The organism is Pseudomonas sp. NPDC089569 (assembly GCF_050280625.1).
Lineage (GTDB): Bacteria > Pseudomonadota > Gammaproteobacteria > Pseudomonadales > Pseudomonadaceae > Aquipseudomonas.
In genome coordinates this window covers 21,000-34,569 of sequence record NZ_JBNNVQ010000003.1, presented here as the reverse complement: position 1 = coordinate 34,569, position 13,570 = coordinate 21,000, and the positions used below count along the sequence as shown (strand labels likewise).

Annotated in this window: 14 protein-coding genes; all 14 read left to right on the top strand. The window is 57.4% G+C overall.

The annotated features are described in order from the left end of the window. Window positions 1–109: 109 nt before the first annotated feature. The 14 genes from pseC (at window position 110) to ACQKP2_RS02435 (ending at window position 13,500) form a co-directional block, all read left to right on the top strand. Window positions 110–1,300, top strand: coding sequence for a UDP-4-amino-4,6-dideoxy-N-acetyl-beta-L-altrosamine transaminase (gene pseC, locus ACQKP2_RS02500; RefSeq protein WP_427574104.1), 1,191 nt, complete (start codon window positions 110–112; stop codon window positions 1,298–1,300). Next, window positions 1,300–1,920, top strand: coding sequence for a pseudaminic acid biosynthesis-associated methylase (locus tag ACQKP2_RS02495; RefSeq protein ID WP_427574102.1), 621 nt, complete (start codon window positions 1,300–1,302; stop codon window positions 1,918–1,920). Before pseC ends, ACQKP2_RS02495 begins: the two co-directional genes overlap by 1 nt. Further along, the gene (pseF, locus tag ACQKP2_RS02490) at window positions 1,917–2,624 is read left to right on the top strand and encodes a pseudaminic acid cytidylyltransferase (protein WP_427574100.1); all 708 of its coding nucleotides are present in this window, start codon (window positions 1,917–1,919) and stop codon (window positions 2,622–2,624) included. The genes ACQKP2_RS02495 and pseF overlap by 4 nt, the downstream gene beginning before the upstream one ends. Beyond that, window positions 2,621–4,126, top strand: coding sequence for a UDP-2,4-diacetamido-2,4,6-trideoxy-beta-L-altropyranose hydrolase (gene pseG / locus ACQKP2_RS02485; protein WP_427574098.1), 1,506 nt, complete (start codon window positions 2,621–2,623; stop codon window positions 4,124–4,126). Before pseF ends, pseG begins: the two co-directional genes overlap by 4 nt. Next, window positions 4,119–5,171, top strand: a complete 1,053-nt coding sequence (gene pseI / locus ACQKP2_RS02480) for a pseudaminic acid synthase (RefSeq protein WP_427574096.1) — start codon at window positions 4,119–4,121, stop codon at window positions 5,169–5,171. Before pseG ends, pseI begins: the two co-directional genes overlap by 8 nt. Before the next feature lie 229 nt (window positions 5,172–5,400). Beyond that, complete coding sequence (locus ACQKP2_RS02475; RefSeq protein WP_427574094.1) at window positions 5,401–6,327, top strand: ketoacyl-ACP synthase III; 927 nt, start codon at window positions 5,401–5,403, stop codon at window positions 6,325–6,327. A 93-nt stretch (window positions 6,328–6,420) separates the two neighbouring features. After that, window positions 6,421–7,710 carry a motility associated factor glycosyltransferase family protein gene (locus tag ACQKP2_RS02470; RefSeq protein WP_427574093.1) on the top strand — a complete coding sequence of 430 codons (1,290 nt, stop codon included), beginning with the start codon at window positions 6,421–6,423 and terminating at the stop codon, window positions 7,708–7,710. Beyond that, window positions 7,707–7,973, top strand: coding sequence for a hypothetical protein (locus ACQKP2_RS02465; protein WP_427574091.1), 267 nt, complete (start codon window positions 7,707–7,709; stop codon window positions 7,971–7,973). Before ACQKP2_RS02470 ends, ACQKP2_RS02465 begins: the two co-directional genes overlap by 4 nt. 242 nt (window positions 7,974–8,215) lie before the next feature. Then, the gene (locus ACQKP2_RS02460) at window positions 8,216–9,067 is read left to right on the top strand and encodes a flagellin domain-containing protein (protein WP_427574090.1); all 852 of its coding nucleotides are present in this window, start codon (window positions 8,216–8,218) and stop codon (window positions 9,065–9,067) included. 72 nt (window positions 9,068–9,139) lie between these two features. Next, a complete protein-coding gene (locus ACQKP2_RS02455) occupies window positions 9,140–9,502 on the top strand; it encodes a flagellar protein FlaG (RefSeq protein ID WP_427574089.1) in 363 nt (120 codons plus the stop codon). 83 nt (window positions 9,503–9,585) lie between these two features. Continuing rightward, window positions 9,586–11,022 (top strand): flagellar filament capping protein FliD, encoded by a 1,437-nt coding sequence (gene fliD / locus ACQKP2_RS02450; RefSeq protein WP_427574087.1) that lies wholly within the window; start codon window positions 9,586–9,588, stop codon window positions 11,020–11,022. Window positions 11,023–11,150: 128 nt separating this feature from the next. Continuing rightward, window positions 11,151–11,546 carry a flagellar export chaperone FliS gene (fliS, locus tag ACQKP2_RS02445; RefSeq protein ID WP_427574086.1) on the top strand — a complete coding sequence of 132 codons (396 nt, stop codon included), beginning with the start codon at window positions 11,151–11,153 and terminating at the stop codon, window positions 11,544–11,546. Window positions 11,547–11,557: 11 nt separating this feature from the next. Continuing rightward, window positions 11,558–11,854, top strand: coding sequence for a flagellar protein FliT (locus ACQKP2_RS02440; RefSeq protein ID WP_427574084.1), 297 nt, complete (start codon window positions 11,558–11,560; stop codon window positions 11,852–11,854). Window positions 11,855–12,024: 170 nt separating this feature from the next. Continuing rightward, the gene (locus ACQKP2_RS02435; RefSeq protein WP_427574083.1) at window positions 12,025–13,500 is read left to right on the top strand and encodes a sigma-54 dependent transcriptional regulator; all 1,476 of its coding nucleotides are present in this window, start codon (window positions 12,025–12,027) and stop codon (window positions 13,498–13,500) included. The last annotated feature ends 70 nt before the right edge of the window (window positions 13,501–13,570 follow it).

Below are 13,570 nucleotides of genomic sequence, written 5' to 3'. Positions count from 1 at the left end.
TAAGGACTCAAGGCATGTTCAACGGTAAATCGATTTTCATTTCTGGCGGCGCGGGTTCGTTCGGGTGTCCGTCTGCCCGGAACGTGCTTGCCCCTATCTGGTTGTCAGCATGATTCCCTACGCTCGACAAAGTCTTGACCAGGCGGATATCGACGCCGTCGTCGGTATCTTGCAGTCCGACTGGCTGACTCAGGGGCCGACCATCGAGCGTTTCGAACGCGCGATGGCCGATCGTTGCGAGGCTGGTTATGCCGTTGCGGTGTGCAATGCCACTGCGGCGTTGCATATCGCTTGTCTGGCAGCAGGCCTCGGCCCGGGCGATTGGTTGTGGACGACACCGAATACCTTTCTGGCCTCTGCAAATTGTGGTCGCTATTGCGGTGCCGAAGTGGATTTTGTCGATATCGACCCGCATACCTGGAACCTCGACGCGGGTGCGCTTGCCAGCAAACTCGAGCGCGCCGAGCGAGAAGGCCGGTTGCCCAAAGTGGTGGTGGCCGTTGCGTTCTCCGGACAGAGTTGCGACATGCGCAGGATCGCCTCATTGGCCAAGCGCTATGGCTTCACCGTCATCGAGGACGCGTCCCATGCAGCCGGTGCGTCTTACGCCGGGCGCCCGGTAGGTTGCGGCGAATTCGCAGCAATGACGGTGTTCAGCTTTCATCCGGTGAAGATCATCACCAGCGCCGAAGGTGGCATGGTCATGACCAACAGTCCCGAACTTGCCGAGCGCTTGCAGCGCTTGCGCAGTCATGGCATGACCCGCGATCCGCAACAAATGACCGGTCCCAGCCATGGTCCCTGGTATTACGAGCAGGTGGAGTTGGGCTTCAACTATCGGATTACCGACTTGCAAGCGGCTCTTGGCCTTTCGCAACTGAACAAGCTCGATGAGTTCATCGAGCGCCGGCGCGAATTGGCGGCGCGATATGACCGGTTGCTGGCCTACCTGCCGCTGACCTTGCCCAGCGCACAAGCCGAAGCCGAATCGTCGTGGCATTTGTATGTGGTACGCCTGCAACTCGATCAGATCACACTCAGCCATCGTGAGGTCTTTGAAGGGATGCGGGCTGCCGGTGTCGGTGTGAACCTGCACTACATTCCGGTGCATTTGCAGCCGTACTATCGTGAGCTCGGATTCGCCGAAGGTGATTTTCCGCAGGCCGAACAATATTACGCTGAAGCCATTAGCCTGCCGTTGTATCCATTGCTCAGCGATGAGGAGCAGGACTACGTGATCGAGCAGATGCAGCAGTTGATTGAATTGATTCAGCCATGGCGGCTGGTGGGAAATGTGTGATGCGTGAACTGACCGAACAGGAAACTTTCTGGCAGGGCGAATTCGGCAACCAGTACGTCAGTCGCAATATCGGGCAGGCGTTGGTGGCGAACAATCTGGCGCTGTTTGCCAAGGCGCTGACACGGGTCGGACGGGTAGATAGCCTGCTGGAGCTGGGTACCAATGCGGGTAACAACTTGCAGGCATTGCGCCAGCTGCTGCCCCACTGCGAATTGTTTGGCGTAGAGATCAATGCAAGCGCTTGTGCCGCTGCCAGGGAACAGGGCATTGCACAGATCTGGCAAGGATCGTTGTTCGATTTTCCCCGCGAACGTACTTTTGACCTGACCCTGAGCAAAGGCGTGCTGATTCACCTGGCGCCGGAGTTGCTGCCGGCGGCGTACGAGCAGCTTTATGCTCTGAGCCAGCGCTACATACTGATTGCCGAGTACTACAACCCTGCACCGGTCGAGGTTCCGTATCGCGGTAACAGCGGCAAGTTGTTCAAGCGTGATTTCGCCGGGGAAATGCTCGATCGATATGCCGACCTGCAATTGCTGGATTATGGCTTTGGTTACCACCGCGATCCGCGGTTTCCGGTGGATGACATCACTTGGTTTCTGCTGGAAAAACGCCATTGAGCAACGTCGCAATCATCCCGGCCCGCGGTGGCAGCAAGCGCATACCGCGCAAGAATCTCAAGCCGTTCGCGGGCGTGCCGATGATTGCCCGCTCGATTCAGGCAGCAGTGGAATCGGGCTTGTTTTCTCACGTGGTGGTCAGCACTGACGACGAGGAGATTGCCGAAGTGGCACGTGCCTGCGACGCGCAGGTGCCCTTCATGCGTCCGGCGGCGCTGGCGGATGACTTCACTGGCACCGCAGCGGTGATTGTCCATGCCTTGCAAGCATTGCGTGAGCAGGGTCACGAATTCGATCGGGCCTGTTGCATTTACGCGACCGCACCGCTGTTGCAGCCGCGATTTCTCGCCACTGGATTGAATCTGCTGAATCAGCATCCCGACAAGTCTTATGCGTTTTCGGTGTGCGAGTTCGGTTTCCCGGTTCAGCGAGCGTTGACCCTTGACGATCAGGGCGCATTGAATGCGTTGTATCCACAGTTCCGTCATACCCGTTCGCAGGACTTGTCGGCTGCCTATCAGGATGCCGGACAGTTTTACTGGGGGCGTAGCGAAGCCTGGTTGCGAGGGGAACTGCTGTATTCACCACAAAGCCTGCCAGTGATTTTGCCGCGCTATCTGGTTCAGGACATCGATACACCGGATGACTGGAAGCGTGCCGAATACCTGTATGCAGCGCTGAAGGCTGCAGGTGAAATTCAATGAGAGTGCTGATCCGTTCCGACGCCTCGCCCAACATCGGTAGCGGTCACATCGCCCGATGCCTGACTTTGGCTCGAGTGTTGCGCCGGCAGGGCAGTCACGTGGCATTCGCTTGTCGCCTGTTGCCGGGTCATCGACTGGATGCACTGCAGGCCGAAGGATTCGAAACGTTTTCATTGCCGGAGCGCTATGACGGCGAAGACCCGCAACAAGCCATCGAGTCCATGCTGCCATGGCAGGCGGATGTCGCTGCGCTGGATGTGTTGCTTGAACGGCATCCAGCCTTCGACTGGATCCTCGTCGATCACTATGGCCTTGATCATCAGTGGCAGACCGCCGCGCGGCGTTGGGCTCCACGGATCGCTGCAGTGGATGATCTCGCCACTCGTGCCTACACAGTCGATTTGCTGCTGAACCAGAATCTGTCGGGCACTGCGCAGGACTACAGATCACTGCTCCCCCCTGGTTGTCGAACGTTGTTCGGCCCTCGGTATGCCATGTTGCGCGAGGAGTTTCGCTGCCCGGCCATCGAAATCAAGCCTCAGGCCCGCCGTGTGTTAGTGAACTTCGGTGGTTTCGATGCCGCGATGCAGACTCATCACGCGATGTTGGCACTGGTGGATTTCCCTGAACTGGAAGTCGATTTTGTCGCCGGTGCCGATAATCCGGCCTGGGCACAGATGCAGATTTTGGCGGCGAGCAAGCCCAATTGGCGACTACACAGTTACGTCAGCGACTTCTATCGATTGATGACCGAAGCCGACCTGTTTATCGGGGCTGGGGGCGGTACGAGTTGGGAACGGGCGGCGATGGGGTTGCCGACCATCTGCATTGCCGTATCGAACAATCAGTTGGCCAACGGCGAGGTCATGGCGACTTTCGGCGCCCACGTATTCATGGGCGCCCGGGAGCAGGTCAGCGTTGAGCAACTGCGTCTGGCCATCGGATTCGTCGCCGGCAATCAGGGCTTGCGCCAGAGCCTGGCCTTGCGTTCGCGGCAGCTGGTCGATGGGCGAGGTGTGCAGCGTGTGGCGGCGGCATTGATGGGGGCGTTGCTGAAGTTGCGACCGGCCACCCTGGATGATGCGCAGTTGTTGTTCGATGGGCGCAACGCCGAGGCGGTGCGACGCTGGTCATTGGAAACCGGCCCGATCGACCGCGCGGCCCATCAGAACTGGCTGACGGCAAGCTTGAACAATGTTTGCCGGATGCTGTTGATCGCCGAATCCGATGACGGGCCGGTCGGTGTTCTGCGTTATGACTTGTGCGGCATTACGGCCGAAGTGTCGATTTACCTGTTCGCAGAGCGCATGGGGCTGGGGTGGGGCGCGGCGCTGCTGGAGCGGGGTACAGCGTTTATCACCGCGCACTGGCCGCAACTGGAGTCGCTCACCGCCCAGGTGCTGCCCGATAATCAAGCGTCGCTGAACGTTTTTCGCCAAGCCGGTTTTACCCAGAATGCCTGCGCATTCACTCGCGTATTGAAGGATCCTGCAAATGACTAGTTTCAAGATTGGCGAGCGCCTGATCGGTGCCGATGCGCCGCCCTTCATCATTGCGGAAATGAGCGGCAACCATAACCAGTCGCTGGACGTTGCGTTGCAAATCGTCGAGGCCGCCGCCAAGGCCGGTGCGCATGCGTTGAAGCTGCAAACCTACACCGCCGATACCATGACCCTGGACCTGGCCGAAAACGAGTTCTTCATCAAGGATCCCGACAGCCTGTGGGCTGGCACTTCGCTTTATGCGTTGTACGAGAAGGCCCATACGCCGTGGGAATGGCATGCGCCGATTTTTGCCCGGGCGAAGGAACTCGGCATGCTGGCGTTTTCCACGCCGTTTGATGGCAGCGCCGTCGAGTTTCTCGAAAGCCTGGACGTGCCGGCCTACAAGATCGCCAGTTTCGAGAACACCGACCTGCCGTTGATTCGCCAGGTCGCCGCCACCGGCAAGCCGCTGATCATTTCCACCGGCATGGCCAGTATCGCCGAGCTTGACGAGACGGTACGTGCCGCCCGCGAGGCCGGCTGCAAGGATCTGGTGCTGCTCAAATGCACCAGCACGTATCCCGCCACGCCCGCCAATAGCAATGTGCGTACGATCCCGCATTTGCGCGAGTTGTTCGGTTGTGAAGTCGGGCTGTCCGATCACTCGATGGGCGTTGGTGTTTCCGTGGCGGCAGTGGCGCTGGGCGCAACGGTCGTGGAAAAGCATTTCACCCTCGACCGTTCGGCAGGGGGCGTGGATGCCAGTTTCTCTCTGGAGCCTGCGGAAATGGCGAGTCTGGTTGTCGAAACCGAACGCGCCTGGCAGGCCATGGGGCAGGTGCATTACGGTATTACCGAGGCTGAGCGCAATTCCTTGATTTACCGTCGCTCGCTGTATGTCACCCAGGACATGGCGGCCGGCGAGCCCTTCAGCGCCGCCAATCTGCGTGCCATTCGTCCGGGGCTGGGACTGGCCCCCAAACATGCGCAAAACCTGCTGGGGCGCCGCGCCCGTCAGGCTATCAAGCGCGGAACCCCGCTGGACTGGTCGCTGGTCGAATAGCCCCTTGCAGGTCCAAATCGGCAATTTAGCGTGACCTGTGAGTCATAACGCGCATCTTCAATGTATTGTATTGCAAGGGAAGATGGCGCCTGGCCTGTAATCGGGTCCAGTGATGGCTCTTTGCGCTTCCTGCCGTTGCTCCGCTGCAACGGAAAATTTTTGGTTTGTCGGCGCCCCCTCGAATCCTTGCGAGTGGTGGTATTGGGCTGTTTATTATTGGGAAGCCGTAATGATTGGCATAAAAAGCATTGCGAGCTACGTTCCTGTAGCCGGCTTGGACAATTACGCACAAGGTGCAAAGTTCGACAAGGATGAAGAATTCATCCTGGGCAAGATCGGTTCGGCGTTCCTGCCACGCAAAGATGCAGCGCAGGAGACTTCGGATCTGTGCGTTGAAGCGGCCAATGCGTTGTTTGCCAGTAATCCCGATCTGAAGCGTGAATCCATTGATGCGCTGATCGTCGTCACCCAGAACGGTGACGAAGAAGGACTGCCGCATACAGCCGCCATCGTGCAGGACAAGCTCGGTCTGTCGACCCATGTCGCTGCGTTCGATATCTCCCTGGGTTGCTCCGGCTATGTCTACGGCATTTATGCGCTGAAGGGTTTCATGGAAGCCGCTGGCCTGAAAAACGGCCTGTTGATCACGGCTGATCCGTACTCGAAGATCGTCGATCCGGAAGATCGCAACACCACCATGCTGTTCGGCGATGCGGCCACCGCCACCTGGATGGGCGAAGACGCACCCTGGCAACTGGGCAAGTCCAAGTTCGGTACCGACGGCTCTGGCGCGCCTCATTTGAAAGTCACCGACGGCGTGTTTTTCATGAACGGCCGTCAGGTATTCAATTTCGCCTTGCTCAAGGTGCCGGCGCATCTGCACGAGCTGTTGAATGAGTCAGGCTTGAAGTCCGAAGACATCGATGCGTTCTGTATCCATCAGGGCAGTGCGGCGATTGTCGACGCCGTAGCGCGACGTTTCGAGGGTGAGCCGGAGAAGTTCGTCAAGGACATGGTCGAAACCGGCAATACAGTGTCGTCGAGTATTCCATTGCTGCTGGAAAAGCGCATTCTGGACTCCACCTGGAAACGCGTTGCGCTCAGTGGGTTCGGTGTTGGACTCTCCTGGGGCTCGGCAATTATCTATCGGCCTTGAGTGAAAGTTTTTTAATACAAAAGGCCAATACAAAAAAAGCGTTCAAGGGGTAACCTTGGACGCTTTTTTCGTTTGAAGGGAATGCGAGGCTGCATGAGCGAATGGTTTGAAGACAATGCTCAGGTGATACAGCGGCGCTGGCCGGCGCAGTATCAGCGACTGTTGACGCAAGAGGGCACGGTCCAGGTCGAGCTGCTCAAGGGACGGGACTCGACGTTGAGTGTGGACGGCATTCAGCTCACGAGCCGACACGATCGCCTTGGCGAAGCCCGTGTACAGGCCTCCAGTCTGCCGCTCGACAAGCCACAACTGCATGTTTACGGCATCGGCCTTGGAGAGTTGCCACAAGTGCTGCTTGAGCGTCCCGGGCTCGAGAAGCTCTATGTGCACGTCCTCAACGGCGCATTGTTCAAGCTGGTGCTGCAATTGCTCGATCATCGCCAATGGCTCGATGACCCGCGTGTGGAGCTGCTTTTTGCCGGCGATTTTCCGGACATCTTCACGCCATTTTTTGCCTTGCCTGCCGAAATGCTGCTGGCCGATGACTTCAATGCGAAGATTCGTGATCGGCTGGTCAGTGAAGTGCATTTGAGCTTCAACAACCGTGAGTTCGATCCGCAGTCGCCATTCATTCAGCAGCGCTTGCGCGATTGTCTTGATGTGTTGCTCGCCGACGATGATGCAACGAAATTGTTTGGCACCTGCACCGATCGGGAAATCTATGTGATCGGCACGGGGCCGACCCTCGAAAGTCACTACCAGCGGTTGGCCGCGGTGCGCGGGCGGGCCGAGCGACCACTGTTCATTTGCGTCGATACGGCCTATCGGCCGCTGCGGGAGAACGGGATCACGCCGGATCTGGTGGTGAGCATCGACCAGCGAATCAGTACTTTGCATTTACCCTTCGAACAATCCGATGGCATACCGCTGGTGTATATGCCCATGAGCGATCCGGAGATGCTGAAGGCCTGGAGGGGCAAGCGTTACGGGGCTTATTCCGCCAGCCCGATTTATGCACGGTTGCGCGAGCAGCATCCCAGGGCGCAATTGCATGTCGGGGGCAGCGTGATCCATCCGGCCGTGGACCTGGCGGTGAAAATGGGGGCCGGACGCATCACGTTGTTCGGCGCCGACTTTGCATTTCCGATGGACAAGACCCATGCCGGCTGGAATGACGGCGACCTCGGGCCACCCGTCAGTCAGGCCAGGTACTGGGTTCGCGATGGCCATGGCCAGCGAGTCAGGACACAGTTGAATTTCCGCAGTTATCTGTGCGTGCTTGAGCGATACATCGCCGGTCATCCGCAGGTGAGTTTCTTCAACAGCAGTCAGGCGGGAGCGATGATTGCCGGAACGCAGTTCAACCCGGAGTTCGTCCAATGAGTGCCCTGTTGAAAGGCCTGTCCGGGTGCCGCCAATGCGCCACGCTGTTCCGACTGGGGCGTGATGTCGAGGCTGCGCTGACCATGGTCGATGTTTTCGATGAGGTGCAGGCGCTGGTGTTGCGCGCGCCTGCAGATGTTCAGCAGGGGTGGACGTGCCTGTTGACTCAAATGCTGGCCTGCCAGGAGCGCCAGGACTGGTTGGGGCTTGCCGACTACCTGGAGTACGAGTTGATCGAACTGCTGGAATCTGTTCCCGCCTGAAGTCGACCGACCGCGCTAGTACGCGGGTTTGTGTCATGGACAGTTTTATGACGTCATTTTTTCGTGGTTGAGGGGCGCTAAGCCCTTGTTTTCTGAGGGGTGGCAGGGTGATGGCAATTTTTTTGAAAAAAGCCCTCAAGCAACCCGCCAACCCGACGATAACTATTACGAAGGTTCTCTAGGCCATACCCGGCGGTTGCCAGGGCCGGAAGCCGCAGTACCCAACCAACGAGGAATTCGTCATGGCATTAACCGTAACCACCAACACCACGTCTCTGGGCGTTCAGAAAAACCTGAACCGCGCTACCGACGCTCTGTCGACTTCGATGAATCGTCTGTCTTCCGGCCTGAAAATCAACAGCGCCAAAGACGACGCCGCCGGCCTGCAGATCGCAACCCGCATGGGCGCGCAAATCCGTGGTGGTAACCAAGCAATCCAGAACGCCAACGACGGTATCTCCGTTGCTCAGACCGCTGAAGGCGCTCTGCAAGCACAGACCGACATTCTGCAGCGTATGCGTGAACTGGCTGTTAAAGCACGTAACGGTACCAACGCTACTGCTGACCAGACCGCTACCAACTCCGAATTCGCTCAGATGTCTGACGAATTGACCCGTATCTCTGCTTCCACCAACCTGAACGGCAAAAACCTGCTGGACGGTTCGGCTGGCACCATGCAGCTGCAAGTAGGTGCGAACACTGGTTCGGCCAACCGTATCGACCTGGTACTGAGCTCCAAGTTCGACGCCGTGAGCCTGTCGGTAGGTAGCGGTACTGTTGTTCTGACCGGTGCAACTTCCGCTGCCCTGTCCGGTAACATCGACAACGCCATCACCGCAATCGACGCTGCTATCGACAAGATCAACAGCACTCGTGCAAACCTGGGTGCTTCGCAAAACCGTCTGACCAGCACCATCGCCAACCTGCAGAACATCGTTGAGAACACCACCGCTGCACAGGGTCGTGTACAAGACACCGACTTCGCTGCAGAAACCGCGAACCTGACCAAGCAGCAAACCCTGCAACAGGCTTCCACTTCTGTTCTGGCACAAGCCAACCAACTGCCTTCCGCTGTACTGAAGCTGCTTCAGTAATTTCGGAATGAGTTTGAGCGGGGGAGTGTGCTGGTCATGCTCTCTCGCTTTTTACTTTAAGAGGTGACGGGCATGGAAATGAGCGTAAAGCTTAACGTGTCTTATCCGGCGCTCCAGTCCGCGAATACGGTTTCGGACAAGCCGACCGAGACGCCTAAAACCGCCAGTGTTACAGCGGCGGAGCCAGTGCCGGACAAAAAACTGCAGTCCGATGACGCTCATCTGAAGCAGGCGGTGCAGGAGATCGAGAAGTTTGTACAGTCGATCAAGCGCAATCTGGAGTTCTCGATAGACGAACAGTCCGGAAAGGTCATCGTGAAGGTCATTGCAAGCGAGACGGGTGAAGTCGTGCGGCAGATTCCTTCCGCAGAGGCCCTCAAGCTGGCCGAGAGCCTGAGCAATGCAAGCCACGTATTGTTCGACGCCAAGGTCTGATAGCTGGCATGAATAATGTCTGTCTGTTCTTGGGACGCTGGTAAGGGTCAAAAGACTGGCAGCAATCTGAAAGGAGATGCAACGTGGCAAGTCCAATTTTACCGGGAACGGGCCTGGGCTCTGGCCTGGACATCAGTTCGATCGTTACCGCGCTGGTCAATTCCGACAAAGCGGCCAAACAAACGCAGATCGATACTGCGACCAAAGCCAACACGCTGAAGATTTCCGGTGTCGGCTCATTGAAAAGTGCCTTGACCGCCTTTCAGACGGCACTGACCAATTTGAGTAGCACGACGAATCCTGCATTTGCGGGTTATACCGCTACGTCGGGCACTCCATCGATCCTCTCTGCGACCTCCGATAACACTGCGGTTGCCGGGACTTACAATGTCGTTGTACAGAGTCTGGCCACTGGTTCGAAAGTAGCCAGTGCTTCTTTTGCCGGCGGTGCTACCAGTGCCATTCCGAGTGGTACTCTGAAAATCAGTCAAAATGGCACTGATTACAATGTAACGATTCCAGCCAATGCGACCCTGCAGAGCACGCGGGATGCCATCAACTCTGCGCAGTCGAGCAATGGCATTTCTGCCAACATCGTGACCGACAGCAGTGGTGCATCGCGTCTGGTCATCAGCTCCAACAAGACTGGTTCGGGTTCCGATCTCACAGTGAGCGGTATCGCAGGTCTCGAAATCGACGGTACTCAGTTGATGGGCAGCAATCCTTCTGCCTCTGCTTCCGGTGCTGTCAGCGCGCTTGCCACGGATGCATCGCTAACCATCGATGGTCTGGCGGTGACCAGCAAGAGCAATACAGTGACCGGAGCGATCAGTGGTTTGACGCTGAACCTGGCGTCTGTGAGCCCGGGTACGCCGCCGGCTGCGGCGACTGTTACCGTGGCGACCAACACGACCGGTCTGCAAACGTCCATCCAGTCGTTCGTGGATTCCTATAACACCCTGATGACCACCATCAACACCTTGTCCAAGGCGACAGCGGATGCCGATGGAAAGCTAACGGTCCAGGCGGCGTTTACGGGTGATTCGTTGACCCGTTCGCTGGTTTCCGATATCCGTGGCGTGCTGACGGCTCCAGGGGCGGGTGGTCCGCTGGCCGTGCTTTCGCAGTTGGGTGTCATGACCGATCGCGACACTGGCAAGCTGGCATTCGACACGACCGCGTTCGGCAAGGCCATGGCTACCAGTGGCATGAGTGGTCAGGTCCAGCAGTTGTTCAATGGTACGGACGCGACCAATGGGCTGCTGACGCGCATGGGGGCGGCGATCAAACCGTACGTGATGACGGGTGGTATGCTCGATCAGCGCAACACCGGTTTGCAGAGTGTGAGCAAAAACCTCAAAGACCAGCAGGCGGCGCTGGATCTGCGTGTTGCGAACATGACCAAGACGTTGACCGCCAAATACAACGCCATGGACCTGTTGGTCGGGCAGATGAAAGCGACCGCGACCAGCATCACGTCGTTCTTCACCTCCTTGAACGCCCAGAAATCCAATAACTAGACATGACGGACGACAAAAACCCGGCAACGCATTTCAGCGTGTGCCGGGTTTTTGTCTTTTCATCTAAAGTTTTCCGACTCGCTGGCGATACACTGGACATACGAGTCATTGTGGCAATGAGGTAGAACATGAATCCAATGTTAGCCCTTCGGCAATATCAGAAAGTAGGCGCGCACGCCCAGGCGTCAGAGGCCAGTCCGCATCGTTTGGTACAGATGCTCATGGAGGGTGGGCTGGATCGTATCGCCCAGGCCAAAGGCGCCATGGAGCGCAAGGACATTCCCGGAAAATGTGTGTCCATCAACAAGGCCGTTGGCATCATCGGTGGCTTGCGTGAAGGCCTGGATCTTGAAAATTGCGCCGAAGCAGTAGGCGAGCTCGACAGTCTTTATCTGTACATGATGCGTCGCCTGGCTGAGGCGAATGTCAAAAGTGATGCGAAGATTCTCGATGAGGTCGCCGGGTTGCTCCGCACCGTCAAAGAAGGCTGGGACGGTATTGCTGAGCCGGGTCCGCAGTTTTAAAGGAGAACACCATGAGTCTTGTATTGCAGCGAATCGAACAAACCCGTGAAGCGCTGGTTGGTGCCCTGGCCGAGCGTAACTGGGAGGCTATCGGTCAATTGGACCTCGATTGCCGTTCCTGCATGGAAGATGTCTTGAGTGAGGCTTCGTTGGACGAGGAGGTCCTGCGTAACAACCTTGAGCAGTTGCTGTTTGTTTACAAGCAACTGCTGGAGGTTGCCATGGGGGAGAGGCAGGCGATAGTCGACGAGATGTCGCAGATCAACCATGCGAAAAATGCGGCAAAGGTTTACCATCTGTTTGGTTAATTAACCCCGGTTAATCCATACGGTGCGCCATAAATTTGACTGTGCACGGTTTTTTGACTTAACTAGTGGCTGGTTCCAGATTTCAGTCGTCTTCAGGCGTAACAAGCCTGCAAGCGTTTAGCTTGCCCCAGCATTTTGGGCATTGAGTTGACTAGGGAAGTTGCTATTGCATGTGGCGTGAAACCAAAATCCTGCTGATTGATGACGATAGCGTCCGCCGCCGCGACCTGGCGGTGATTTTAAATTTTCTCGGCGAAGAAAATTTACCCTGCGGTAGCCATGACTGGCAGCAGGCTGTCGGCTCTCTATCGTCTAGTCGTGAAGTGATCTGTGTCCTCATCGGGACGGTCAATGCTCCTGGTGCACTTCTGGGCCTGTTAAAGACACTCTCGGCATGGGATGAGTTCCTTCCTGTTTTGCTGATGGGCGATAATTCTTCCATTGACCTGCCGGAAGACCAGCGTCGCCGGGTGCTCTCCACCCTCGAAATGCCGCCCAGCTACAGCAAACTGCTCGACTCCCTGCACCGTGCCCAGGTCTATCGCGAGATGTACGACCAGGCCCGCGAACGCGGTCGTCACCGTGAACCCAATCTTTTCCGCAGTCTGGTCGGCACCAGCCGGGCGATCCAGCATGTGCGCCAGATGATGCAGCAAGTTGCCGACACCGACGCCAGTGTGTTGATCCTGGGCGAGTCGGGCACCGGTAAGGAAGTGGTTGCGCGCAACCTGCATTACCACTCCAAGCGTCGTGAAGCACCGTTTGTGCCGGTCAATTGCGGGGCCATTCCGGCCGAGCTGCTGGAAAGCGAATTGTTCGGTCATGAGAAGGGCGCATTTACCGGGGCGATCACCAGTCGTGCCGGGCGTTTCGAACTGGCCAATGGCGGCACGCTGTTCCTCGACGAGATCGGCGACATGCCGCTGCCGATGCAGGTCAAGTTGTTGCGCGTGTTGCAGGAGCGAACCTTCGAGCGCGTGGGTAGCAACAAGACCCAGGGCGTTGATGTGCGCATCATTGCTGCGACCCACAAGAACCTTGAGAGCATGATCGAGGTCGGCACGTTCCGCGAAGACCTTTACTATCGGCTGAACGTGTTCCCTATCGAGATGGCGCCGCTGCGCGAGCGTGTCGAAGATATTCCGCTGTTGATGAACGAACTGATTTCGCGCATGGAGCACGAGAAGCGCGGTTCGATCCGTTTCAATTCCGCAGCCATCATGTCGCTGTGCCGTCACGGCTGGCCGGGCAACGTTCGCGAGCTGGCCAACCTGGTGGAGCGCATGGCGATCATGCATCCGTACGGGGTGATCGGTGTGGCGGAATTGCCGAAGAAATTCCGCTATGTCGACGACGAAGATGAGCAAATGGTCGACAGCTTGCGCAGTGATCTCGAAGAACGGGTGGCCATCAACGGCCACACGCCGGACTTCACCGCCAATGCCATGTTGCCGCCGGAAGGCCTGGACCTGAAAGACTACCTTGGTGGTCTGGAGCAAGGGTTGATCCAGCAGGCGCTGGACGATGCCAATGGCATCGTGGCGCGTGCCGCCGAGCGCCTGCGCATTCGCCGTACCACGCTGGTGGAAAAGATGCGCAAGTACGGCATGAGCCGTCGTGATGGAGATGAGCAGGCGGATGATTGACGCCTGTTTTTCAAGTGCTTCATTTTCCAGCGGATTTTTTTAGGCACGGGTATTGCTAAGTTCCTCGCAA